Below are 24,178 nucleotides of genomic sequence, written 5' to 3'. Positions count from 1 at the left end.
GTTATTGCCCTTTAAAAAGACTGGGTTCGGCCTGGACCAAAGCAAAGCGTGGGACCTGCTCGCCGTCAACCTCGACGCTTTCCAGGAACATGCTCAAGGGGCGCACCCAAAAGCCGTAATCGCCATACAGTGCTTGGTAAAACACGACTTGCTCTTCGGTCTCGGAATGGCGCGCCACGCTGAAAACCCGGTACTGCGGACCTTTATAATGCTGGTAGAGCCCTGGTTCGACTTTCATGCTCTGGCCCCCTTACAAAATTTATAAAAAAAATTTAAAAATTCCAAAAAACAAAAACCGGGGCACTGGGCCCCGGCTTCCGTCAACCCAACGCTTAGACGCGTTCGAAGACGGTGGAAATGCCTTGGCCAAGACCAATGCACATGGTGGCTACCCCGAGATTGCCGCCATTTTGCTTCATTACATTGAGCAACGTGCCAGAGATTCGCGCACCGGAGCAACCGAATGGGTGGCCCAGGGCAATCGCACCGCCGTGCAGGTTAACCTTCTCATTCATCTTGTCGAGCACTTTCAAATCTTTCAGCACCGGCAGAGCCTGTGCGGCGAATGCTTCGTTGAGCTCGAAGAAGTCGATATCGCTGATGGAAAGACCCGCGCGCTTCAAGGCTTTCTGCGTCGCCGGTACTGGACCATAGCCCATGATCGCCGGGTCCACACCCGCCACCGCCATCGAACGAATCACCGCCAGCGGTTGGATCCCGAGGTCCTGGGCACGCTGCGCCGACATCACGATCATGCACGAGGCACCATCGGTGATTTGCGACGACGTGCCCGCCGTGACGGTACCGCCCTTCGGATTAAAGGCAGGCTTGAGGGCCGCCAGGCTTTCCAGGGTGGTATCCGGACGAATGGTCTCGTCGTAGTCGAACAGTTTCAGGAAACCGTTCTCGTCGTAGCCGTTCATCGGGATGATTTCATCCTTGAACTTGCCTTCCACGGTCGCCTTGTGAGCGAGTTGATGGGAACGCAGGCCGAAGGCATCCTGGGCTTCACGGGTAATGCCGTGCATTTTGCCGAGCATCTCCGCCGTCAGGCCCATCATGCCCGAGGCTTTGGCCGCGTACAGCGACATATGCGGGTTCGGATCGACGCCGTGCATCATGCTGACGTGGCCCATGTGCTCCACGCCACCGACCACGAATACATCGCCGTTACCGGTCATGATCGCCTGGGCGGCGGTGTGCAGCGCGCTCATCGACGAGCCGCACAGGCGGCTGACGGTCTGGCCGGCCGCAGTGTGGGGGATCTGAGTCATCAGCGACGCCATGCGCGCGATGTTCCAGCCCTGCTCCAGGGTCTGGTTGACGCAGCCCCAGATCACATCCTCGACTTCGTTCGGGTCGACCTTGGTGTTACGTTCCAGCACTTTGCTGATCAGGTGCGCCGACATGTCTTCGGCGCGGGTATTGCGGTGCATGCCGCCCTTGGAGCGGCCCATCGGCGTGCGACCGAAGTCGACAATCACGACGTCTCTTGGATTCAAGCTCATAAATATTCTCGCTCTAGTCGTCTGGGCGCTTAACCGAAGAAGCTCTGGCCGTTCTTGGCCATTTCACGCAGCTTCGCGGTCGGGTGGTACAGCGGGCCCAGCTCAGCGTATTGATCAGCCAGGGCAACGAACTCGGCCACACCGATCGAGTCGATGTAACGCAGCGCACCACCACGGAATGGAGGGAAACCAATACCGTACACCAGGCCCATATCGGCTTCGGCGGCAGTCTCGACGATGCCATCTTCCAGGCAACGCACGGTTTCCAGGCACAGGGCGATCATCATCCAGTTGATGATGTCCTCGTCGGACACTTCACGCTGCTCGTAGACGATCGGGGCGAGTACTTCGTGCACCGAAGGGTCGGCGACTTTCTTCTGCTTGCCCTTCTTGTCCGCCTCGTAGGCGTAGAAGCCCTTGCCGTTCTTCTGGCCCAGGCGCTTGGCGTCGTACAGCGCGTCAACAGCCGAGCGGCGGTCATCTTTCATACGGTCCGGGAAGCCTTCGGCCATCACGTCGCGACCGTGGTGGCCGGTGTCGATGCCAACCACGTCCATCAGGTACGCCGGGCCCATGGGCCAGCCGAATTTTTCCATGACTTTATCGATGCGCACGAAGTCCACGCCGGCGCTGACCAGCTTGGCGAAACCGCCGAAGTAGGGGAACAGCACGCGGTTGACCAGGAAGCCCGGGCAATCGTTGACCACGATCGGGTTCTTGCCCATTTTCTTGGCGTAGGCAACGGTGGTGGCCACCGCGTGCTCGCTGGACTTCTCGCCACGGATCACTTCCACCAGCGGCATCATGTGCACCGGGTTGAAGAAGTGCATGCCGACGAAGTTTTCCGGACGCTTGAGGGCCTTGGCCAGCAGCGAGATGGAAATGGTCGAGGTGTTGGAGGCCAGGATGGTGTTTTCCTTGACCTGCGCTTCCACTTCAGCCAATACGGCCTGTTTGACTTTCGGGTTTTCGACGACCGCCTCGACCACCAGGTCGACGTGGCCGAAATCACCGTAGGACAGCGTAGGACGAATGCCATTAAGCACTTCAGCCATTTTCGCTGCGGTCATACGACCTTTATCCACACGGCCCACCAGCAGTTTGGCGGCTTCCGCCAGGCCCTGCTCGATACCGTGTTCGTTGATGTCTTTCATCAGGATCGGCGTGCTTTTGGACGCCGATTGATAGGCGATACCGCCGCCCATGATACCGGCGCCGAGTACGGCAGCCTGCTTCACGTCGCTGGCGATTTCGTCGTAGGCCTTGGCCTTTTTCTTCAGCTCCTGATCGTTCAGGAACAGGCCGATCAGGCTCTGGGCAGCCGAGGTCTTCGCCAGTTTGACGAAGCCCGCCGCTTCCACTTCCAGGGCTTTGTCGCGACCGAAGTTCGCGGCTTTCTGGATGGTCTTGATGGCTTCAACCGGCGCCGGGTAGTTCGGGCCCGCCTGGCCAGCGACGAAACCTTTGGCGGTTTCGAACGACATCATTTGTTCGATGGCGTTGAGCTTGAGTTTTTCCAGCTTGGGCTGACGCTTGGCCTTGTAGTCGAATTCGCCACTGATGGCGCCTTTGATCAGGTTCAGCGCGGCCTCGGCCAGTTTGTCCGGGGCAACCACAGCGTCCACGGCACCGACTTTCAGTGCGTCTTCGGCACGGTTTTCCTTGCCGGCGGCGATCCACTCGATAGCATTGTCCGCACCGATCAGGCGCGGCAGGCGCACGGTGCCGCCGAAACCTGGGTAGATGCCCAGCTTCACTTCCGGCAGGCCGATTTTTGCGGTCGCCGACATCACACGAAAGTCAGCGGCCAGGCACATCTCCAGGCCACCACCGAGGGCGATGCCATTGATCGCGGCAACCGTCGGGACGTTGAGGTCTTCGAAATCGCTGAAAATCTTGTTGGCTTCGAGGTTGCCAGCCACCAGCTCGGCATCGGGCAGCTTGAAGTTGTCGACGAATTCGGTGATGTCAGCGCCGACGATGAACACGTCCTTGCCGCTGGAGACGATCACGCCCTTGACCGAAGCATCTGCTTTGATGGTGTCTACGGCCTGACGCAGTTCGTTCAGGGTTAGACGGTTGAACTTGTTGACGGACTCACCCTTGAGGTCGAATTTCAATTCGACGATGCCACTTTCAAGAGCCTTAACCGTGATGGCTTTACCTTCGTAAATCATCAACTGATCTCCACGATATGGAAGCTGAACAGTACACATCGGACGCTGGCCTCTGGTTGGACACTGACGGTGAGGTCAATGCTCATGCCAATCCGCCAGGCACACCCGCCAATGCGATAGTCGGGATTCTGTACGAGCGGTCTGACAGACAAACGCTCAATTCATACGCCCGTTTGATTTGGGTACGCCACCTTCATCCAATTCCGGGCAATTGTCAATCGCTCCAAAGGCTAGGAAAAACGCGACTTTCCAGTCATTTCAGAACCCCAACCTTAGGCCTGCGCCTCGTCAATATTCAATTATTCACGAAATCAATAGTCGGCAAGGGCGCGAAGGGTCGCGCAGTAAGCTCCCCGCTTAAAATGCCAACATGGGCATCAGGCCAACGCTTTAAGCAGCGCATCAATGTCCTGCAAAACCTTCGCGTCGCCCTTCTCGCCCCAATACAAGGCGATCATTTGCTTGTCGGCTTGGACTTTGTAGACATTGGCCGGCAACGTTGAAAAATGCGGCAACAACTTCTCATCCACGCACGGTTCACGCCATTGGTTGACCCACACCCCGGGCTCCAGTTGCCAGTAACTCCAGATCGCCGGCGCCGCGCCACGCCGCGGCCGGCAGTATTGCGCGCACGGGCTTGGCGGCTCCTGCTTGAGCCAGTGCGGCCACTCCTGAGGTGCCAGTTGCATGGCCAGACCGATGCGACGCGCCTCCATGCGCAGGGCCATGCGCCCACTCTGATGACGCGACGGGCGCAGCCATGCCAGGGGGCTCAATACCACTACAAGGATTGACACCACTATCCAGACCGTCATATCTGTACTCCCGATTTTTCTGATGAGCGGATTTGACCTGACGCAACCCCATCCGCTTGAAACCAGCCATACTTAATTTATTGCAGTCCCCCTGGAGGAACGCCTCATGTCGTACGAACATATTCTGGTCGCTGTAGATCTGACCGAAGAGTGCGATCCAGTGATCAAGCGCGCACGAGCTTTCGCAGTCGCCAGCGGCGCCAAACTGTCCCTCGTGCATATCGTCGAACCCATGGCCATGGCCTTCGGCGGCGACGTTCCCATGGACCTTTCCCAACTGCAGCAGCAACAATTCGACCAGGCCAAGGAGCGTCTCGATCGCCTGATCGTCAAATATCCCGAAGTGACCAAGGAAAACTCCCACCTCACTTACGGCCAACCGCGTCAGGAGATCCACCACCTGGCCAAGGAACACGGCTGTGACCTGATCGTGGTCGGCAGCCATGGCCGCCACGGCCTGGCGTTGCTGCTCGGCTCTACTGCCAATGATGTGTTGCACGGCGCGCCGTGCGATGTGTTGGCGGTGAAGCTGGTTAAAAATACTTAAGGACGCTGAAGACGAAATGTGGGCGGGGCGGTGCGACGTGCCCCCTCCCCCATTTAAACCGTATTTCACATGAAAAAGCCCGGTGCTCATCAGATGAACACCGGGCTTTTTATGGCCTGTAGATCAATCAGGCATCCAATTCAGCCCAACGCTCGACCAACGCCTCCAACTCCTGATTCAACGTCTCCAGCGAAGCGATGACCTTGGCGGTTTCCGCCGCAGGGCGCAGATAAAAACCCGCGTCAGCCATTTGCGCTTCTACCGCGGCGATCTGCTGTTCCTTGGCATCGATATCACCGGGCAAGGCTTCCAGCTCACGCTGCAGCTTGTAGCTGAGTTTCTTCTTGACGGCCGGTGCGGCTTCCTGCACCGGGGCAGCAGCTTCCACCGGAGCCACCACAGCGGAGGTCAGGTCGGCCTTGCCGGATTTGCTTTCGGTCACGCCCAGCAGACGCGCAGAGCCGCCCTGGCGCAGCCAGTCCTGGTAACCCCCGACGTACTCGCGCACCTTACCTTCGCCTTCGAACACCAGCGTGCTGGTCACCACGTTGTCGAGGAATGCCCGGTCGTGGCTGACCATCAGCACAGTGCCGTTGAAGGTCAACAGCACCTCTTCCAGCAGTTCAAGGGTTTCCACGTCCAGGTCGTTGGTCGGTTCGTCGAGCACCAGCAGGTTGGCCGGCTTGCTGAACAGCTTGGCCAGCAGCAGACGCGCACGCTCACCACCGGACAGCGCTTTTACCGGGGTACGTGCGCGCTGCGGGCTGAACAGGAAGTCGCCCAGGTAGCTCAGCACGTGGCGGCTCTGACCGTCGATGTCGATAAAGTCACGGCCTTCGGCCACGTTATCGATCACGGTTTTTTCCAGGTCCAATTGATGGCGCAGTTGGTCGAAGTAGGCCACGTCGATGCGCGTGCCCTCTTCCACCGTGCCGCTGGTCGGTTTAAGACCATTGAGCATCAGCTTGAGCAAGGTGGTCTTGCCGGTACCGTTGGCGCCGAGCAGGCCAATACGGTCGCCGCGCTGCAGGACCATGGAGAAGTCTTTGATCAGGAACGGGCCGTCCGGGTGATGGAAGCTGACGTTCTCCAGCACCATCACCTGCTTGCCCGACTTGTCGGCGGTATCCAACTGGATATTAGCCTTGCCGGTGCGCTCGCGACGTTCGCTGCGCTCAACGCGCAAGGCTTTGAGCGCACGCACGCGACCTTCGTTACGGGTGCGGCGCGCCTTGATGCCCTGGCGAATCCAGACTTCTTCCTGGGCCAGCTTCTTGTCGAACAACGCGTTAGCAGTTTCTTCAGCTGCCAGCGCGGCTTCCTTGTGCACCAGGAAGCTGGCGTAGTCGCCGTTCCAATCGATCAGGCCGCCGCGATCCAGTTCCAGGATGCGCGTCGCCAGGTTCTGCAGGAAGGAACGGTCGTGGGTGATGAACAGCACCGCACCCTGGAAATCCTTGAGGGCTTCTTCCAGCCAGGCGATGGCGCCGATGTCCAGGTGGTTGGTCGGTTCGTCGAGCAGCAGCAGATCGGGTTCGGACACCAGCGCCTGGGCCAGCAGCACGCGGCGACGCCAGCCGCCGGACAATTCGGCGAGGGTCTTGTCGGCCGGCAGTTGCAGGCGGCTCAAGGTGCTGTCCACCAACTGCTGCAGGCGCCAGCCGTCACGGGCTTCAAGGTCCTGCTGGACGTGCATCAGCTTGTCCAGGTCTTCCTCGGTGACGCAGTTCTGCGCCAGGTGATGGTATTGCGCAAGCAACTCACCGACACCGTCCAGGCCTTCGGCAACCACGTCGAACACAGTCCGTCCGTCGGCCACCGGCAGCTCCTGGGGCAATTCGCCGATCTTGAGGCCCGGCGCGCGCCACACGGAGCCGTCATCGGGCTTCTGATCGCCCTTGACCAGCTTCATCATGCTGGATTTGCCGGTGCCGTTGCGGCCGATGATGCACACCCGCTCACCACGGGCGATCTGCCAGGACACCTTGTCCAACAACGGCATAGCGCCGAAAGCAAGGGACACATCGCTGAATTTGAGCAGGGTCATACGCTTCTCCAAAAACTGGGCGCGCATTCTACCTGAGTTGAGGGTGGGATGCGGCCGGCATTTTCGCTGTCGACACGTTCTGTAGGACATTTCCGGCGAACTTGCAGGAAGCGCCCGGCAAAGCTTTCACCGGCCGCTGGCAAAAGGCTAAGCTAGGGGCAATCAGTGTCGGCGGTGCCGGTGCTAGTCGTGATTTCTTTGCACGGACGTCTCATGCGCAGTCGCCTTTTCAACTTTTTATCTTGTCTGCTCCTTTCCGCCACCGCCGTTCAATCCGCCCAGGCCGTGGACCTCACCACCCAACGTCAATATTACGATGAAGCCAAACGCGCCCTGGCCAAAGGCGATACCGGCCCCTACATGCAATACAGCCAGGCCCTGGCCGATTACCCGTTGACGCCGTATCTGGCCTACGACGAGCTGACCGCACGCCTGAAGACCGCCAGTAACGAGGAAATCGAACAGTTCCTGGCCAAGAACGGCGACCTGCCCCAGGCCAACTGGATGAAGTTGCGCTGGTTGCGCTGGCTGGCCGATCGGGGCGACTGGCAGACGTTTGAAAAGTATTACGACCCCAAACTCAATTTCGTTGAACTGGACTGCCTGCACGGCCAGTACCAGCTCACACACAACTTGAAGGCGGAAGGTTACAAAACCGCCGAAAAACTGTGGATGACCGGCAAATCCCAGCCGGCCGCCTGCGATGTCACCTTTGGTCAATGGGCCGCCGACGGCCAACTTACCGAACAGAAAATCTGGGACCGCGCCAAGCTGGCCGCCGAAGCACGCAACTACGCCCTGGCCAACAGCCTGGTGAAAACCCTGCCGACCCTCGGCGCCCAAGGGCGTCTGATGGTGGACGTGGCCCAAAAGCCGGACATGCTCAGCGACCCGTCGCGCTTCCTGCCGGCCACCGAGGCGATGTCCGACGCCGTGGGCCTGGGCCTGCGTCGCCTGGCCCGTCAAGACCCGGACAAGGCCATGGCGCTGCTGGATGGCTATGCCAGCAGCATGCACTTCTCACGTGACGAAAAAGTGGCGATCGCCCGCGAAATCGGGCTGACCCTGGCCAAACGCTTCGACCCTCGCGCGCTTGAAGTAATGACCCAATACGACCCGGAGCTGCGCGACAACACCGTCTCCGAATGGCGCCTGCGCCTGCTGCTGCGTCTGGCTCGCTGGGAAGATGCCTACCAGCTGACCCGCAAACTCCCGCAGGACCTGGCCACCAGCAACCGCTGGCGCTACTGGCAGGCCCGCAGCCTGGAGCTGGCCGAGCCGAAAAACCCGCAAGCGCTGGTGCTGTATAAAAATCTGGCTCAGGAACGGGATTTCTACGGCTTCCTTGCCGCCGATCGCTCCAAGGCCCCCTACCAGTTGAAAAACAAGCCCCTGCTGATGAGCCAAGCGCTGGTCAACAAGGTACGCAACACCCCCGGCGTACGCCGCGCCCTGGAATTCTATGCGCGAGGCCAGGTGGTCGACGGTCGCCGCGAGTGGTACCACGTCAGCCGTCATTTCAACCGCGACGAAATGGTCGCCCAGGCCAAGCTGGCCTACGACATGAAGTGGTACTTCCCGGCCATCCGCACCATCAGCCAGGCGCAGTACTGGGACGACCTGGACATTCGTTTCCCGATGGCTCACCGCGACACCCTGGTGCGTGAGGCCAAGGTACGGGGTCTGCATTCAAGCTGGGTGTTCGCCATTACCCGCCAGGAAAGCGCCTTCATGGACGACGCCCGCTCCGGCGTCGGCGCCAGCGGCCTGATGCAGCTGATGCCCGGCACCGCCAAGGACACCGCGCGTAAGTTCAGCATCCCGCTGGCCTCACCGGCCCAAGTGCTGGACCCGGATAAAAACATCCAACTGGGCGCCGCTTACTTGAGCCAAGTGCACAGCCAGTTCAATGGCAACCGCGTGCTCGCCTCCGCCGCCTACAACGCCGGCCCCGGCCGAGTACGCCAGTGGCTGCGCGGGGCCGATCACCTGAGTTTCGACGTATGGGTGGAGAGCATCCCGTTTGACGAAACCCGTCAATACGTGCAGAACGTGCTGTCTTATTCGGTGATCTACGGGCAGAAGCTCAACTCGCCGCAGCCGTTGGTGGATTGGCATGAGCGGTATTTTGATGATCAGTGAACGCTGAAGCAGTCGCCCGCTGAAGCACCAAGATAAGTGCCCGCATTGGACAATGCGGGCATTTTTTATGGAGGGTCGATTCCACACGTTCCCCAGCCTGTGGCAGGGAGCTGATCACCGCCAACAATCGCCTAACTGGCCGACTCTTTCCCATCACTGAACTGCAACGCCGCCAACCGCGCATACAGTGGATTGCTCGCAATCAACTGCTGATGGGTGCCCACCGCCACCAGCTTGCCCTGGTCCATCACGGCGATGCGATCAGCGTTCTTCACCGTCGCCAACCGATGCGCGATAACCAGCGTGGTACGGCCCTGCATCAACTGCGGCAACGCTTGCTGGATCAGGTGTTCGCTTTGGGCGTCGAGTGCGCTGGTGGCTTCGTCCAGCAGCAGGATCGGCGCGTCCACCAGCAGCGCGCGGGCGATGGCCAGGCGTTGACGCTGGCCGCCGGAGAGGCCCAGGCCGCCATCACCGAGGTGGGTCTGGTAGCCGTCGGGCATTTGCAGGATGAAGTCGTGGGCGTGGGCGATCCGAGCGGCGGCTTCGACCTGCTCGCGGGTGGCATCCGGGTTACCGTAGCGGATGTTCTCCTCGACACTGCCGAAAAACAGCGCCGGGCTCTGGGATACCAGGGCGAAGTGGCGGCGCAGGTCCGTTGGGTCGAGGTTGGTCAACGGTTGGCCTTCAAGCAGGATGCGGCCCTGCAGGGGGTCGTAGAAGCGCAGCAACAGGTCGAAGAGCGTCGATTTACCTGCACCGGAGGGGCCTACCAGCGCCAGGGTTTCGCCGGGGTTGATGGTCAGGTTCAGGCCATCGATGGCGTAGCTGTCCGGCCGCGAAGGGTAGGCAAAACGCAGATCCTGCAGCTCCATGCGGCCACTGACCCGTTCTGGAAGCGTTACGAGGCCCGTGGCGGGCGCCTGGATTTCGTTGTTCGACTGCAACAGCTCGCCGATGCGTTCCGCCGCACCGGCGGCGCGCTGCAGCTCGCCGAGCACTTCACTCAGGGTGCCGACGGCGCTGCCGACGATCAGGCTGTAGAACACGAATGCCGCCAGTTCGCCGCCGGAGATGCGCCCGCTGATCACGTCCATGCCACCGACCCACAGCATCACGCCCACGGCACCGAGCACCAGCATGATCACCAGGGTAATCAGCCAGGCACGCTGGGCAATGCGTTTGCGCGCGGTGTTGAACGCCTGTTCGACGGTGACGGCAAAACGCTGCTCATCCTGTACTTGGTGGTTGTAGGCCTGAACCGTCTTGATCTGGCCGAGGGTCTCAGCCACATAGCTGCCCACGTCGGCGATGCGGTCCTGGCTCTGGCGCGACAGGCTGCGCACACGCCGACCGAAGATCAGGATCGGCGCCAGCACCAGCGGCAGTGCCACCACCACGATGCTGGTGAGTTTGGGGTTGGTGACAAACAACAGCACGATGCCGCCGATGACCATCAACGCGTTGCGCAGAAACAACGACAGCGACGAGCCGATCACTGACTGCAACAAGGTGGTGTCCGTGGTCAGCCGCGACTGGATTTCCGAGCTGCGGTTGTTCTCGTAGAAACCGGGGTGCAGATAGATCAAATGGTTAAACACCTGCCGGCGAATGTCCGCCACCACTCGCTCGCCGATCCACGACACCAGATAAAACCGCGCGAAGGTGCCGACCGCCAGCCCCACAACCAACAGCATAAACAGGCCGATGGACTGGTTGAGCAGGTGCGGTGACTGGGTCATGAAACCCTGGTCCACCAGGAGACGGATACCCTGCCCCATGGACAGGGTAATGCCGGCGGTGACGATCAGCGCCACCAGGGCACCGAAGGCCTGCCAGCGGTAGGGCGCAATGAAGCGGCTGGCCAGGCGAATCGCGCGGCGTTGTCGGACTGAGAGCATGGAGGGCGTCACCGATGAGGAACCTGTACACACCCACATGGGGGGAACTTGGGCGAATAACAATGAGTCAGGTTAATTATGCCCGCCGATACTGGCCACTAGATGCTATCGGTCTAACGCCCGGCTGGAAATCCTTGGCGGTTTCTGGTGGACTGGTTGTTCGAACCGGTGATCTTGTAAGGAGTTGTAATAGCTCGGTCACGCGGGGGAATTAAAGTAGGTACACAACCTGATGAGGAGACAGGCCATGTCCTTGCAACACAGCAGCGATGCCAAGATTGACGTAATCCGCCAGCCACAGGCGTTGCCTTGCTCGTACATCGACGCCAAGGGTGACGAAGTGCAGATTACCGAAGAAATGATCCAGCGCGCCTGCAGCGAGCTGGAACAGCGACTGGTCAAGCCTGCCCAGCAAGGCTGAAACGCCCACGCTCTTTCAGACCCGGCCCCGGTGGCCGGGTTTTTTATGCGCCGCGTTCCTACAGCTGTTGGGCGCCCAGAGCACTGACAATGCGCGCCAGCTCTGCCGACTCGCCGTTGATCCGCACCTTGAGCCCCTCGATCTCGCGACGCTGCGGGTAATGTTTGCGCAGCCGGTCAAAGGCCAGGCGCTGCTCCTGCACCGTGCCGACCAGGCTACGGCGAAAATCCGCGTCGTCACGGCGCGGGTCGTACACGCTGCGACATAAGGTCGCCAACGCCCAGGCCGGTTCCGTGGCTGGGTTCAGGTGCACTTCGGCCAGCCACGGAGGCGGCAGCAGATCGCTCAGCTGAATGCTCGGCGCCTGACCCAGATGGGCACAGAACGCCTGATAGATCTGCGCCGTGCCGCGCTGTTTGCCGTCCAGACTGTAACCGGCGATATGCGGCGTGGCCAGCACGCACAGGTCGGCGAGTGCCACGTCGACTTCAGGCTCGCCTTCCCACACATCCAGCACGGCTTGCAGGTCTTCGCGCGCCAACAGCACCTCGCGCAGCGCGGCGTTGTCCACCACCGGGCCACGGCTGGCGTTGATCAGCCAGGCGCCGGGCCTGAGCTGGTTGAGACGCTGACGGTCGAACAGGTGCCAGGTAGAGCCGTTGCCGGACTTGATCAGCGGCGTGTGCAGGCTGATCACATCGCACTGCTCGATGATCTGCGCCAGGCTGACGTAGTCGCCGTCCTCGGCGATCTGGCGCGGCGGATCGCACACCAGCACATTCCAGCCCAGGCCCTTGAGCACCTGAACCAGGCGCCCGCCCACTTCACCGGCGCCGACCACACCGTAGGTGCGCCGGGTGAGGTCCACACCTTCGATCTCGGCCAGGGTCAGCAGGCTGCCCAGCACATAGTCCACCACGCCGCGGGCATTGCAGCCGGGGGCGCTGGCCCACTGGATACCGGCCTGCTTGAAGTAATCCAGGTCCAAATGGTCGGTGCCGATGGTGCAGGTGCCGACAAACCGCACCGATGTGCCTTGAAGCAAAGCGCGGTTGACGTTGGTCACCGAGCGTACCAGCAGCACATCGGCCTGCTCGACGGTCGCGCGGTCGATGGAACGGCCGGGCACACGGCGAATCTCGCCGAACCCTTGGAAGAATGCGTCGAGCAGGGGGATATTTTCGTCGGCAACAATCAGCATGGCGGGCTCCTTTGGCGGACAGGCAGTGTACAGGGATCGCGGGCATCGCTTACAAATCCCTAACACAGGTTTTTTCCTGACCGTTGCGTCAAGGCGTAGAATCCGCGGTCCTTGCGCACCTCTCGACTGGACACCTGTACGTGAACACTGCCACCGCTCCCCTCACCCGCCCCGCCCGCATCAGCCGGGAAGTGCGCGACCTGCTGACGCTCGCGCTGCCGATCATGATCGGCCAACTGGCGACCACCGCCATGAGCTTTGTCGACGCGGTGATGGCCGGACGCGTCAGCCCGCAGGATCTGGCGGCGGTGGGCCTGGGCAATTCGATCTGGATCCCGGTGTACCTGCTGATGACCGGCACGCTGCTGGCCACCACGCCGAAGGTCGCCCAGCGTTACGGAGCGGGCCGGTTCAGTGAGATCGGCCCGTTGGTACGCCAGTCATTGTGGTTGGCGGTGGTCGTCGGGGCCATCGGCGCATTGTTGCTGCTGTGCGCCGAACCGATCCTGCATGCGATGAAGGTCGAACCCGACCTGATCGCGCCATCCATGGGCTACCTGCATGGCATCGCGGCGGGCATGCCGGCGGTGGCGCTGTATTACGTGCTGCGCTGCTTCAGCGACGGCCTGGGCCGCACCCGGCCAAGCATGGTCATGGGCCTGGTCGGCCTGGGGCTGAATATTCCGCTGAACTACATCTTCATCTACGGTCATTTTGGCGTGCCGGCCATGGGCGGCGTGGGCTGCGGCTGGGCCACGGCCATCGCGATGTGGGTGATGATGCTCGGCCTGGCCGGTTGGACGCGCTGGGGCGCCGCCTACCAGAGCAGCGAACTGTTCAAACGCTTCGACTGGCCGCAGTGGGCAGTGATCAAGCGCGTGCTGGGCATTGGCCTGCCGATCGGCGTGGCGATCTTTGCCGAATCGAGCATCTTCGCGGTAATCGCCCTGCTGCTCGGCAGCCTGGGCGCCACCGTGGTGTCGGGGCATCAGATCGCGCTGAACGTGAGTTCCCTGGTGTTTATGATCCCCTACTCCCTGAGCATGGCGGTTACCGTGCGCGTCGGCCAGGCCCTGGGACGTGGCGAGCCGCGTGAAGCGCGTTTCGCCGCCGGGGTCGGCATGGGCACGGCATTGGCGTACGCCTGCCTGTCCTGCAGCCTGATGCTGCTGTTGCGCGAACAGATCGCAAATATCTACACCCCGGACCCGGTGGTGATTCACCTGGCGTCCACGCTGATCGTATTCTCAGCGCTGTTCCAGTTCTCGGACTCGATCCAGGTCACCGCCGCCGGTGCGCTGCGCGGCTACCAGGACACGCGGGTGACTATGGTACTGACGCTATTTGCCTATTGGGGCGTGGGGCTGCCGGTGGGGTACGCCCTGGGGCTGACCTATTGGCTCGGCGAACCCAGCGGCCCGAGCGGTTTGTGGCAAGGGCTGATCGTAGGCTTGAGCTGTGCGGCGGGGATGCTGCTGGTGCGCCTGGCGCGCAGTGCACGCCGGCGCATTCGGGCCGACAAGGCACGGGGCTAATCGGCTTTCTTGCGGATCCAGTACAGATAGGTACCGGCCTGCTCCTGCTGCTCCACCAGTTCGTGGTCCAGGAACACGCAGAACTTGGGGATATCGCGGCGGGTCGACGGGTCGGTCGCGATCACCTTGAGCAAGCCGCCTGCCGGCAGGTCACGGATGTGCTGGTGCAACATCATCACCGGTTCCGGGCAGTTGAGGCCGGTGGCGTCGAGGGTGGCGTCGACGGGCAATTCAAGACTCATATTTCACTCCTAAAACCAACCCGATCTTTTATGGGAGCGGGCTTGCTCGCGAAGACGCGGGCACATTCAACATAAATTTCGACAGTTATATCGCTTTCGCGGGCAAGCCCGCTGCCACATTTTGAGCGGTGAGTCAGCGGGCCTTGGGTTTCTTTACGCTTTCCAACCGACGCAGGTGGCACGTCACTTCTTCACGGTCGTGGTACAGCTGCTTGCAGCCGATTTCCACACGAATGCCACGCGCCTTGAAGCCTTCCTCGATGCGCTCCAGCAGGCGCTTGACCTCGGCATAGCGCTGTTTCATCGGCAACTTGAGGTTGACCACCGCTTCGCGGCAATACCCTTCGCCGATCCAGGTCTCCAGCAGCGCCGCGTTACGCGCGGGTTTCTCGACGATGTCGCAGACCATCCAGTCCACCGGCTGCTTGGGCACGAAAGTGAAACCGTCGGCCATCAGGTGCTGCACCAGACCGGTGTCCATCAGGCTCTCGGCCATCGGGCCGTTGTCGATGGCGGTCACCAGCATGCCACGGTTGACCAATTGCCAGGTCCAGCCACCGGGCGCGGCACCGAGGTCGACGCCGGTCATGTCGCCATGCAGGCGCTCGTCCCATTGGTCGCGAGGAATAAAGTGGTGCCAGGCCTCTTCCAGCTTGAGCGTGGAGCGGCTCGGCGCTTCACGTGGGAACTTCAAACGCGGGATGCCCATCGGCCACATCGCCGAATTGTTCGATTCGGCCAGGCCCATAAATGCCTCGCGGCCGCTCTTGAAGGTCAGCAGCAGGCGCGGTTTGCTCGGGTCATCCACCAGCCGGCCGGCATTGAGCAGGGCTTTGCGCAGGTGCACTTCGAATTTCTTGCAGAAGTTCGACAGCTCTTTGCCGTCATTGGTGTCGACCATTTCCAGCCACAGGCTGCCGCACACCGGGAATTCGCGCAGGTGGGCAAGGATCACGCTGATGCGGTCGGTTTCCGGCAAGTCGATAAACACTCCACGCGCCCATTGCCGCGGGAAGATCAGCTCGGCAAAACGCTGGCCGTGCATCAGGCGCTGGGCGCCGTCTTCTTCGGTGCAGACGAATTCGGCGCAGGCGCTGCCGGTCTTGGCCTTGGCGTAGCCGGATACGTTCAGGCGCGCGGCAAGCTCGGCGATCTCGGAACAGACTTCGCCTTCAAACCCTGGGCGGCAGTGCATAAAAAGGGTGTTCATCAACTCTCCTGGTGACTCGACCGACATTGCGCTATCGCAATGCCTGTCATGAAAACGCGCGCATGATAGCCGAGTTCGGAACCTTGGACTTAACCATAGAGTCCAGTTATTAGCCTGCTAATCAAAACAGGGCTAACGTGATAGCTCTGTTCGTCCCGTCAGGTCCGTGGCCGTGCGGACCATAAGGAGTCGTGTCATGTCATCGCTTGATAGCCTGAGAACCCTTAAAACCCTCGAAATAGACAGCAAGACCTATCACTACTTCAGCCTGCCCGAAGCCGCCAAGAGCCTGGGCGACCTGGACAAGCTGCCGATGTCGCTCAAGGTGCTGCTGGAAAACCTGCTGCGTTGGGAAGACAACAAGACCGTCACCGGCGCCGACCTCAAGGCCATCGCCGCCTGGCTCAAAGAGCGCCAGTCCGACCGTGAGATCCAGTACCGCCCCGCCCGCGTGCTGATGCAGGATTTTACCGGTGTACCCGCCGTGGTCGACCTTGCCGCCATGCGCGCCGCCGTGGCCAAGGCCGGCGGCGACCCGCAGCGCATCAACCCGCTGTCCCCCGTCGATTTGGTGATCGACCACTCGGTGATGGTCGACAAGTTCGGCAACGCCGATGCCTTCGAGCAGAACGTCGACATCGAAATGCAGCGCAACGGCGAACGCTACGCCTTCCTGCGCTGGGGCCAGAGCGCGTTCGACAATTTCAGCGTGGTGCCGCCGGGCACCGGTATCTGTCATCAGGTCAACCTCGAATACCTGGGCCGCACGGTGTGGACCAAGGACGAAGACGGCCGCACCTATGCCTTCCCCGACACGCTGGTGGGGACCGACTCCCACACCACCATGATCAACGGCCTGGGCGTGCTCGGCTGGGGCGTGGGCGGTATCGAAGCGGAAGCGGCGATGCTCGGCCAGCCGGTGTCGATGCTGATTCCCGAAGTGATCGGCTTCAAGCTCACCGGCAAGCTCAAGGAAGGCATCACCGCCACCGACCTGGTGCTGACGGTGACCCAGATGCTGCGCAAGAAAGGCGTAGTGGGTAAATTCGTCGAGTTCTATGGCGACGGCCTGGCTGACCTGCCCCTGGCGGACCGTGCCACCATCGCCAACATGGCCCCGGAATACGGCGCCACTTGCGGCTTTTTCCCGGTCGATGAAGTGACCCTGGACTACCTGCGCCTCTCCGGCCGTCCGACAGAAACGGTGAAACTGGTCGAGGCGTACACCAAGGCCCAGGGGCTGTGGCGCAACGCTGGCCAGGAACCGGTGTTCACCGACAGCCTGGCGCTCGACATGGGCAGCGTCGAGGCCAGCCTGGCCGGGCCGAAACGCCCGCAGGACCGGGTGGCGCTGCCGAATGTCGGGCAGGCGTTCAGCGACTTCCTCGACCTGCAATTCAAGCCCACCAATAAAGAAGAAGGCCGCCTGGAAAGCGAAGGCGGCGGCGGTGTCGCCGTGGGTAATGCCGATCTCGTAGGAGAAGCCGATTACGACTTCGAAGGTCAGACCTATCGCCTGAAAAACGGCGCCGTGGTGATCGCCGCGATCACCTCCTGCACCAACACCTCCAACCCCAGCGTGATGATGGCCGCCGGCCTCGTCGCGAAAAAGGCCGTGGAAAAAGGCCTGACGCGCAAACCCTGGGTCAAAAGCTCCCTGGCGCCCGGCTCCAAAGTGGTCACTGACTACTACAAGGCCGCGGGCCTGACCCAGTACCTGGACAAGCTCGGCTTCGACCTGGTGGGGTATGGCTGCACCACCTGCATCGGCAACTCCGGGCCGTTGCCCGAGCCGATCGAAAAAGCCATCCAGAAAGCCGACCTCACCGTCGCGTCGGTGTTGTCGGGCAACCGCAACTTCGAAGGCCGCGTGCACCCCCTGGTAAAAACCAACTGGCTGGCGTCGCCGCCCCTGGTGGTGGCCTACGCCCTGGCCGGCACCGTGCGCATCGATATCAGCAGCGAGCCGTTGGGTAACGACCAGCAGGGCAACCCGGTCTACCTCAAGGACATCTGGCCCAGCAGCCAGGAAATTGCCGACGCCGTGGCCCAGGTCAACACGGGCATGTTCCACAAGGAATACGCCGAGGTGTTTGCCGGCGACGAACAGTGGCAGGCCATTGAAGTGCCGCAGGCGGCGACTTACGTGTGGCAGAAGGACTCGACCTACATCCAGCACCCACCCTTCTTCGATGACATTGCCGGCCCGTTGCCAGTGATCAAAGACATCACGGGCGCCAACGTGCTTGCGCTGCTGGGCGATTCGGTGACCACCGACCACATCTCCCCGGCCGGTAATATCAAGATCGACAGCCCCGCCGGCCGCTACCTGCGCGAACAGGGCGTGGAACCGCGTGACTTCAACTCCTACGGCTCACGCCGGGGCAACCATGAGGTCATGATGCGCGGCACCTTTGCCAACATCCGTATCCGCAATGAAATGCTCGGCGGCGAGGAAGGTGGCAATACGCTGTATATCCCCACTGGCGAGAAGATGGCGATCTATGACGCCGCGATGAAATACCAGGCTGCGGGCACGCCGCTGGTGGTGATCGCCGGGCAGGAATACGGCACCGGCTCCAGCCGCGACTGGGCGGCCAAGGGCACCAACCTGCTGGGCGTCAAAGCGGTGATTGCCGAGAGCTTCGAGCGTATCCACCGTTCCAACCTGGTGGGCATGGGCGTATTGCCGTTGCAGTTCAAGCTGGACCAGAACCGCAAGGCGCTCAAACTCACCGGTAAGGAGAAGATCGATATCCTGGGGCTGAGCGACGTGGGGATCGTGCCGCGTATGAACCTGACGCTGGTGATTACTCGGGAGGATGGCAGTACGGAGAAGGTCGAAGTGCTGTGCCGGATCGATACGCTCAATGAAGTGGAATACTTCAAATCGGGCGGCATCCTGCACTACGTGCTACGCCAATTGATCGCCTCCTAAGAACATAGGAGATCTAATGTGGGAGGGGGCACCCCCTCCCACAGATTGTTCGATCAGCCGAACAGCCACTTCCACAGCAGCACCAGCACAACCACCGCCAGTATCGGTCGCGCAATGCGGTAAGCCTTCGGATGCTTGCGCTTCCACTGTTTGACCACGCCACTGAACTTATCGCTGAAACGCTTGCTCCAGGCATACGCCTGGTTAATCCCGCCCACGCGCTCGTCGTCGAGGTTCTGCGGTGCGGTGGCGCGGCCCAGCTGCTTACTGACCCAACGGTTGACGCGGGTCATGAGGCGGTTGCTCAGCGGGCGCTCGATGTCGCAGAACAGGATCACGCGGGTCTGCTCGGTCTCGTTCTTGACCCAATGCACATAGGTTTCGTCGAACATCACGTCTTCACCGTCGCGCCAGGCGTACACCTGGCCGTCGACGAAGATGCGGCAGTCGTCGGAATTGGGCGTGGACAAGCCCAAGTGATAGCGCAGGGAACCGGCGAACGGGTCGCGGTGCGGGTTGAGGTGGCTGCCGCCCGGCAACAGCGCGAACATCGCGCCCTTGACGTTGGGAATGCTGCTCACCAACGCCACGGTTTTCGGGCACAGCGCCTCGGCCGACGGCAGCGGTTTGTCGTACCACTTGAGGTAGAAACGCTTCCAGCCCTTTTTGAAGAACGAACCGAAACCGGCGTCGTTGTTCTTTTCGGCGGCGCGGATGTAACCCTCGTCGAACAGGTGCATGGCCTCTTCGCGGATCACTTCCCAATTGTCCTTGAGCACATCCAGTTCCGGGAACTTGCTGCGGTCCAGGTACGGCTTGGACGGCACCGCCGAAAACAGGTACATCAGGGCGTTATACGGGGCGAACAGCGCCGAATGGTTGACAAACTGGCGCAACATCGGCAAACGGGCCTTGCCGCGCAGGTGCACGTACAGCGTGCTGCCGATAAACAACAGCAGCACCGACAGTTTGGCGGTCAGAGAAAAGGTCATGCGGCAACTCCTGGAAATAAGCGTCTGGCCGACAGCACCCCCTGGGCGGGATGCCAGACGTAGCAGCCGGCCATGATAAACAGTTGCGCCATTATGCAGAAGGCCCGCCCCGACCAGCTGACCTGCATCAAGCCTGGTTTTCCTGCTCAGTGAACAGATCGCTGAATAACATGCTCGACAGGTAGCGCTCGCCGGAGTCCGGCAGCACCACCACGATGGTCTTGCCCTGCATCTCCGGTTTCTGCGCCAGCCGCACCGCCACCGCCATCGCGGCACCGCAGGAGATCCCGCACAAGATCCCCTCCTCCTGCATCAAACGCAGGGCCATGGCCTTGGATTCCTCGTCGCTCACCAGTTCCACGCGGTCGACCATCGACAGGTCGAGGTTCTTCGGCACAAAGCCGGCGCCGATCCCCTGGATCTTGTGTGGGCTGGGCTTGACCTCCTGACCGGCCAGGGTCTGGGTAATCACCGGCGAACCGATGGGCTCGACGGCCACCGACAGAATCGGCTTGCCCTGGATATTTTTGATATAGCGCGACACCCCGGTGATGGTGCCACCAGTGCCCACGCCCGCCACCAGCACATCCACGGCGCCGTCGGTGTCGTTCCAGATTTCCGGGCCGGTGGTTTTTTCGTGGATCGCCGGGTTGGCCGGGTTTTCGAACTGGGCCGGCATAAAGTACTGGGCCGGGTCGCTGGCGACGATCTCGCCGGCTTTCTCGATAGCGCCTTTCATGCCTTTGGCCGGCTCGGTCAGTACCAGCTCGGCGCCGAGGGCCTTGAGCACCTTGCGCCGTTCCAGGCTCATGGACGCCGGCATGGTCAGCAGCAATTTATAGCCACGGGCCGCGGCGACGAACGCCAGGCCGATGCCGGTGTTGCCGGAGGTGGGTTCGACGATGGTCATGCCCGGCTTGAGTTTGCCGCTGCTTTCGGCGTCCCAGATCATGTTTGCACCGATGCGGCACTTCACTGAGTAACCGGGGTTACGCCCTTCGATCTTGGCCAGGATGGTCACGCCGCGCGGGGCGATGCGGTTGATCTGAACCAGGGGCGTATTACCGATGGAGTGCGCGTTATCTGCAAAAATGCGGCTCATGGCGGGTCCTATTGGGCGGTTGCGAAAGGTTTCAAGGGTATGCCTGGTCTTCCGGGGCGTCCAGTCGGAGGAACGTTGAGGCCGGCGCGGGAGTCCATCTGCTTACGAGCAAGGAGAACTGCCCCATGAAACGTCGCTACAGTTGGCCGCTATGGACCATCGCCGGGCTGGTGGTGGTGCTGATCGCCCTGAACATCGCGCTGCCCTACCTGGTACGCAACTACCTGAATGACAAGCTCGCCAATATGGGCGAATACCGTGGCGAAATCGCCGACGTAGACCTGGCCCTGTGGCGCGGCGCGTACCGCATCAACGGCCTGCAGATCGTCAAGGTGGACGGCAAGGTGCCGGTGCCGTTCGTCAAGGCGCCGCTGATCGAGTTCGCGGTGAGCTGGCATTCGCTGTGGTACGACCATGCCGTTGTCGCCGAAGGCCACTTCGTGCGGCCGGAAATCAACTTTGTCGACGGCGGCGCCAACAAACAGGCGTCCCAGACCGGTAAAGGCACCGACTGGCGCGAGCAACTGGGCAAGTTGCTGCCGATCACGCTCAACGAAGTGCGCATCGAAGACGGCAAGATCGCCTTCCATAACTTCAATTCCAAACCGGCGGTGAACATCAATGCCACCGGGGTCAACGCCAGCTTCTACAACCTGACCAACGTGGTCGACACCGAGGGCAGGCGCGATGCGCGCTTTGAAGGTAAAGCACTGCTGCTGGGCCAGGCCCCGCTGGAGGCCAACGCCACCTTCGACCCCTTGAGCGATTTCGAAGACTTCGAATTCCGCTTCCGTGCCCGCGACTTGCAGCTCAAGCGCATGAACGATTTCGCCTCGGCCTATGGCAAGTTCGATTTCAAGGCAGGCACCGGCGACCTGGTCATTGAAGCCCAGGCCGAAAAAGGCCAGCTGTCCGGCTACATCAAGCCGTTACTGCGGGATGTGGAAGTGTTCGACTGGCAGCAGGACGTGGAAAACAAAGACAAAAACATCTTCCGTTCGATCTGGGAGGCCGTGGTGGGCGCCAGCGAAACGGTATTGAAGAACCAGCGCAAAAACCAGTTCGCCACCCGCGTCGAGTTGAGCGGCAGCGTGCACCAGCAAAATGTCAGCGCGTTTTCGGCGGTGATTGCCATTTTGCGCAACGGGTTCATCCAGGCATTCAATGCCCGCTATGAACAGCCCAAGCCCAGTGCCGATTGAGCGCTCGGCGTGACCGGCCATTCAGAGACTGAATAGCCCGTCTGCGTTCACAGTCGCCGGGGCCGCGCGGTATAGTCCGGGCATTGATGAATTCGAGGAATGACCGATGAAGTTCGAAGGCACCCAGGCTTACGTTGCCACCGATGACCTGAAACTGGCCGTCAACGCTGCCATTACCCTGGAGCGTCCGCTGCTGGTCAAGGGCGAGCCCGGCACCGGCAAGACCATGCTCGCCGAACAACTGGCCGAGTCCTTCGGTGCCAGGCTGATTACCTGGCACATCAAGTCCACCACCAAGGCCCACCAAGGTCTGTACGAGTACGACGCGGTGAGCCGCCTGCGCGACTCGCAGTTGGGCGTGGACAAGGTGCACGACGTGCGCAACTACCTGAAAAAAGGCAAGCTCTGGGAGGCGTTCGAGTCCGAGGAGCGCGTGATTCTGCTGATCGACGAAATCGACAAGGCCGACATCGAGTTCCCCAACGACCTGTTGCAGGAACTCGACAAGATGGAGTTCTACGTCTACGAAATCGACGAGACCATCAAGGCCAAAAAGCGCCCGATCATCATCATTACCTCCAACAATGAAAAAGAGCTGCCGGACGCCTTCCTGCGCCGCTGCTTTTTCCATTACATCGCCTTCCCCGATCGCACCACCCTGCAGAAAATCGTCGACGTGCACTACCCCGACATCAAGAAAGACCTGGTCAGCGAAGCGCTGGACGTGTTTTTCGACGTGCGCAAAGTCCCTGGTCTGAAGAAAAAACCCTCCACATCCGAACTGGTGGACTGGCTCAAGCTGCTGATGGCCGACAACATCGGCGAGGCGGTGCTGCGCGAGCGCGATCCGACCAAGGCCATCCCGCCATTGGCCGGTGCCCTGGTGAAGAACGAGCAGGACGTGCAGTTGCTGGAGCGTCTGGCGTTCATGAGCCGTCGCGGTAATCGCTGATGTTGCTCAACCTGTTCAATGAAATGCGCGCAGCCAAGGTGCCGGTGTCGGTGCGCGAATTGCTCGACCTGATCAACGCGCTCAAACAACGCGTGACCTTCGCCGACATGGACGAGTTTTATTACTTGGCGCGGGCGATCCTGGTGAAGGACGAGCGGCATTTCGACAAGTTCGACCGCGCCTTCGGTGCCTATTTCAACGGCTTGGAAAAGCTCGACGATCACTTGCAGGCGCTGATCCCCGAAGACTGGCTGCGCAAGGAATTCGAGCGTTCCCTCAGCGACGAAGAACGCGCGCAGATCCAGTCCCTCGGCGGCCTGGACAAACTGATCGAGGAATTCAAGAAACGCCTGGAAGAACAGAAAGAACGCCACGCCGGCGGCAACAAGTGGATCGGCACCGGCGGCACCAGCCCGTTCGGTTCCGGCGGCTTCAACCCCGAAGGCATCCGCGTCGGCGACGCCGGCAAGCGCCAGGGCAAGGCCGTCAAAGTCTGGGACCAGCGCGAGTACAAGAACCTCGACGACCAGGTGGAACTGGGCACGCGCAATATCAAGATCGCCCTGCGTCGCCTGCGCAAATTTGCGCGCCAGGGCGCGGCGGAAGAATTGGACATCGACGGCACCATCGACCACACCGCTCGCGATGCCGGCTTGCTGAATATCCAGATGCGCCCGGAACGGCGCAACACCATCAAGTTGCTGCTGCTGTTCGATATCGGCGGTTCGATGGATGCCCATGTGAAGATCTGCGAAGAGCTGTTCTCCGCGTGCAAGACCGAGTTCAAGCACCTGGAGTACTTCTACTTCCATAACTTCGTGTACGAATCGGTGTGGAAAAACAACCAGCGCCGCACCTCGGAACGCACCTCCACCCAGGACCTGCTGCACAAGTACGGTGCCGATTACAAAGTGATCTTTATCGGCGATGCCTCGATGGCGCCGTATGAAATCACCCAGGCCGGCGGCAGCGTCGAACACTGGAACGAAGAGCCGGGGTATGTGTGGATGCAGCGCTTCATGGCCAAGTACAAGAAGCTGATCTGGATTAACCCGTATCCCAAGGACACTTGGGGGTACACCGCCTCCACCGGGATTGTGCGGGAGTTGGTGGAGGACCAGATGTATCCCCTGACACTGCGCGGGCTGGAAGAAGGCATGCGCTTTCTCTCCAAATAATGCCCGGTCCCACAGATTGGAAGCGGTGCAAATACTCTCTACAAGTACACCGACATCCAATGTGGGAG

At 61.1% G+C, this 24,178-nt stretch carries 19 protein-coding genes; 8 read left to right on the top strand and 11 right to left on the bottom strand.

The genetic code is table 11. The features are described from left to right. Position 1 precedes the first annotated feature (1 nt). The 4 genes from G7025_RS08285 to G7025_RS08270 form a co-directional block, all read right to left on the bottom strand. Complete coding sequence (locus G7025_RS08285; RefSeq protein WP_181078057.1) at positions 2-238, bottom strand: DUF1653 domain-containing protein; 237 nt, start codon at positions 236-238, stop codon at positions 2-4. Between the two features lie 94 nt (positions 239-332). Beyond that, a complete protein-coding gene (gene fadA / locus G7025_RS08280; protein ID WP_003189650.1) occupies positions 333-1,508 on the bottom strand; it encodes an acetyl-CoA C-acyltransferase FadA in 1,176 nt (391 codons plus the stop codon). Between the two features lie 29 nt (positions 1,509-1,537). Beyond that, positions 1,538-3,685 (bottom strand): fatty acid oxidation complex subunit alpha FadB, encoded by a 2,148-nt coding sequence (gene fadB, locus G7025_RS08275; RefSeq protein ID WP_181078055.1) that lies wholly within the window; start codon positions 3,683-3,685, stop codon positions 1,538-1,540. A gap of 377 nt (positions 3,686-4,062) precedes the next feature. Continuing rightward, entirely contained in the window at positions 4,063-4,500 is a 438-nt protein-coding gene (locus tag G7025_RS08270) for a hypothetical protein (RefSeq protein WP_181078053.1), read from the bottom strand. A gap of 106 nt (positions 4,501-4,606) precedes the next feature. Here G7025_RS08270 and G7025_RS08265 point away from each other — a divergent pair, with 106 nt between their 5' ends. Further along, entirely contained in the window at positions 4,607-5,047 is a 441-nt protein-coding gene (locus tag G7025_RS08265; protein ID WP_181078051.1) for a universal stress protein, read from the top strand. Between the two features lie 127 nt (positions 5,048-5,174). Here G7025_RS08265 and G7025_RS08260 read toward each other — a convergent pair whose 3' ends face one another. Beyond that, positions 5,175-7,094, bottom strand: coding sequence for an ATP-binding cassette domain-containing protein (locus G7025_RS08260; protein WP_181078049.1), 1,920 nt, complete (start codon positions 7,092-7,094; stop codon positions 5,175-5,177). A 213-nt stretch (positions 7,095-7,307) separates the two neighbouring features. Here G7025_RS08260 and G7025_RS08255 point away from each other — a divergent pair, with 213 nt between their 5' ends. Then, on the top strand, positions 7,308-9,236 hold the full coding sequence (locus G7025_RS08255; protein ID WP_181078048.1) for a transglycosylase SLT domain-containing protein: 1,929 nt from the start codon (positions 7,308-7,310) through the stop codon (positions 9,234-9,236). 131 nt (positions 9,237-9,367) lie between these two features. On the opposite strand, the gene G7025_RS08250 is transcribed toward G7025_RS08255, so the two are convergent. Beyond that, positions 9,368-11,176 carry an ABC transporter ATP-binding protein/permease gene (locus G7025_RS08250; protein WP_181078046.1) on the bottom strand — a complete coding sequence of 603 codons (1,809 nt, stop codon included), beginning with the start codon at positions 11,174-11,176 and terminating at the stop codon, positions 9,368-9,370. Between the two features lie 208 nt (positions 11,177-11,384). Here G7025_RS08250 and G7025_RS08245 point away from each other — a divergent pair, with 208 nt between their 5' ends. Beyond that, positions 11,385-11,558 carry a PA1571 family protein gene (locus G7025_RS08245; RefSeq protein ID WP_181078044.1) on the top strand — a complete coding sequence of 58 codons (174 nt, stop codon included), beginning with the start codon at positions 11,385-11,387 and terminating at the stop codon, positions 11,556-11,558. Between the two features lie 58 nt (positions 11,559-11,616). Here G7025_RS08245 and pdxB read toward each other — a convergent pair whose 3' ends face one another. Further along, on the bottom strand, positions 11,617-12,759 hold the full coding sequence (pdxB, locus tag G7025_RS08240) for a 4-phosphoerythronate dehydrogenase PdxB (protein WP_181078043.1): 1,143 nt from the start codon (positions 12,757-12,759) through the stop codon (positions 11,617-11,619). A 140-nt stretch (positions 12,760-12,899) separates the two neighbouring features. On the opposite strand from pdxB, the gene G7025_RS08235 reads away from it, so the two are divergent. Further along, positions 12,900-14,294 (top strand): MATE family efflux transporter, encoded by a 1,395-nt coding sequence (locus G7025_RS08235; RefSeq protein ID WP_181078041.1) that lies wholly within the window; start codon positions 12,900-12,902, stop codon positions 14,292-14,294. Here G7025_RS08235 and tusA read toward each other — a convergent pair. Together tusA and rlmM are read right to left on the bottom strand one after the other, a co-directional pair. After that, positions 14,291-14,536 (bottom strand): sulfurtransferase TusA, encoded by a 246-nt coding sequence (gene tusA / locus G7025_RS08230; RefSeq protein WP_034096464.1) that lies wholly within the window; start codon positions 14,534-14,536, stop codon positions 14,291-14,293. The two genes, G7025_RS08235 and tusA, sit on opposite strands and share 4 nt — an antisense overlap. A gap of 133 nt (positions 14,537-14,669) precedes the next feature. Then, positions 14,670-15,746: a 23S rRNA (cytidine(2498)-2'-O)-methyltransferase RlmM gene (rlmM, locus tag G7025_RS08225; protein WP_181078039.1), complete on the bottom strand. Its 1,077-nt coding sequence runs from the start codon at positions 15,744-15,746 to the stop codon at positions 14,670-14,672. Between the two features lie 196 nt (positions 15,747-15,942). On the opposite strand from rlmM, the gene acnA reads away from it, so the two are divergent. Next, positions 15,943-18,684, top strand: coding sequence for an aconitate hydratase AcnA (gene acnA, locus G7025_RS08220; RefSeq protein ID WP_181078037.1), 2,742 nt, complete (start codon positions 15,943-15,945; stop codon positions 18,682-18,684). A 53-nt stretch (positions 18,685-18,737) separates the two neighbouring features. On the opposite strand, the gene G7025_RS08215 is transcribed toward acnA, so the two are convergent. Together G7025_RS08215 and cysK are read right to left on the bottom strand one after the other, a co-directional pair. After that, a complete protein-coding gene (locus G7025_RS08215) occupies positions 18,738-19,676 on the bottom strand; it encodes an aspartyl/asparaginyl beta-hydroxylase domain-containing protein (RefSeq protein WP_181078035.1) in 939 nt (312 codons plus the stop codon). 127 nt (positions 19,677-19,803) lie between these two features. Then, positions 19,804-20,778, bottom strand: coding sequence for a cysteine synthase A (gene cysK / locus G7025_RS08210; protein WP_181078033.1), 975 nt, complete (start codon positions 20,776-20,778; stop codon positions 19,804-19,806). A 125-nt stretch (positions 20,779-20,903) separates the two neighbouring features. Between cysK and G7025_RS08205 the strand changes: the two genes are divergently transcribed. From G7025_RS08205 to G7025_RS08195, 3 genes are all read left to right on the top strand, one after another. Continuing rightward, positions 20,904-21,980, top strand: coding sequence for a DUF748 domain-containing protein (locus tag G7025_RS08205; RefSeq protein WP_181078031.1), 1,077 nt, complete (start codon positions 20,904-20,906; stop codon positions 21,978-21,980). Positions 21,981-22,086: 106 nt separating this feature from the next. Next, positions 22,087-22,932: an AAA family ATPase gene (locus G7025_RS08200; RefSeq protein ID WP_003189627.1), complete on the top strand. Its 846-nt coding sequence runs from the start codon at positions 22,087-22,089 to the stop codon at positions 22,930-22,932. Continuing rightward, entirely contained in the window at positions 22,932-24,110 is a 1,179-nt protein-coding gene (locus tag G7025_RS08195; protein WP_181078029.1) for a vWA domain-containing protein, read from the top strand. The genes G7025_RS08200 and G7025_RS08195 overlap by 1 nt, the downstream gene beginning before the upstream one ends. Positions 24,111-24,178: the final 68 nt, after the last annotated feature.

This window comes from Pseudomonas lurida (assembly GCF_013522705.1).
Taxonomy (GTDB): domain Bacteria; phylum Pseudomonadota; class Gammaproteobacteria; order Pseudomonadales; family Pseudomonadaceae; genus Aquipseudomonas; species Aquipseudomonas quebecensis.
The sequence above is the reverse complement of the archived record's forward strand: the minus strand, read 5'-3'. Positions and strand labels throughout refer to the sequence as shown.

Excerpts from the sequence above, each read along its gene's own strand:
- cysK (WP_181078033.1), bottom strand. The coding sequence starts at position 20,778 with ATGAGCCGCATTTTTGCAGATAACGCGCACTCCATCGGTAATACGCCC.
- rlmM (WP_181078039.1), bottom strand. The coding sequence starts at position 15,746 with ATGAACACCCTTTTTATGCACTGCCGCCCAGGGTTTGAAGGCGAAGTC.
- G7025_RS08250 (WP_181078046.1), bottom strand. The coding sequence starts at position 11,176 with ATGTGGGTGTGTACAGGTTCCTCATCGGTGACGCCCTCCATGCTCTCA.
- G7025_RS08200 (WP_003189627.1), top strand. The coding sequence starts at position 22,087 with ATGAAGTTCGAAGGCACCCAGGCTTACGTTGCCACCGATGACCTGAAA.
- G7025_RS08205 (WP_181078031.1), top strand. The coding sequence starts at position 20,904 with ATGAAACGTCGCTACAGTTGGCCGCTATGGACCATCGCCGGGCTGGTG.
- G7025_RS08195 (WP_181078029.1), top strand. The coding sequence starts at position 22,932 with ATGTTGCTCAACCTGTTCAATGAAATGCGCGCAGCCAAGGTGCCGGTG.
- G7025_RS08270 (WP_181078053.1), bottom strand. The coding sequence starts at position 4,500 with ATGACGGTCTGGATAGTGGTGTCAATCCTTGTAGTGGTATTGAGCCCC.
- G7025_RS08285 (WP_181078057.1), bottom strand. The coding sequence starts at position 238 with ATGAAAGTCGAACCAGGGCTCTACCAGCATTATAAAGGTCCGCAGTAC.
- G7025_RS08255 (WP_181078048.1), top strand. The coding sequence starts at position 7,308 with ATGCGCAGTCGCCTTTTCAACTTTTTATCTTGTCTGCTCCTTTCCGCC.
- G7025_RS08265 (WP_181078051.1), top strand. The coding sequence starts at position 4,607 with ATGTCGTACGAACATATTCTGGTCGCTGTAGATCTGACCGAAGAGTGC.
- G7025_RS08215 (WP_181078035.1), bottom strand. The coding sequence starts at position 19,676 with ATGACCTTTTCTCTGACCGCCAAACTGTCGGTGCTGCTGTTGTTTATC.
- fadA (WP_003189650.1), bottom strand. The coding sequence starts at position 1,508 with ATGAGCTTGAATCCAAGAGACGTCGTGATTGTCGACTTCGGTCGCACG.
- G7025_RS08245 (WP_181078044.1), top strand. The coding sequence starts at position 11,385 with ATGTCCTTGCAACACAGCAGCGATGCCAAGATTGACGTAATCCGCCAG.
- pdxB (WP_181078043.1), bottom strand. The coding sequence starts at position 12,759 with ATGCTGATTGTTGCCGACGAAAATATCCCCCTGCTCGACGCATTCTTC.
- tusA (WP_034096464.1), bottom strand. The coding sequence starts at position 14,536 with ATGAGTCTTGAATTGCCCGTCGACGCCACCCTCGACGCCACCGGCCTC.
- fadB (WP_181078055.1), bottom strand. The coding sequence starts at position 3,685 with ATGATTTACGAAGGTAAAGCCATCACGGTTAAGGCTCTTGAAAGTGGC.
- G7025_RS08260 (WP_181078049.1), bottom strand. The coding sequence starts at position 7,094 with ATGACCCTGCTCAAATTCAGCGATGTGTCCCTTGCTTTCGGCGCTATG.
- acnA (WP_181078037.1), top strand. The coding sequence starts at position 15,943 with ATGTCATCGCTTGATAGCCTGAGAACCCTTAAAACCCTCGAAATAGAC.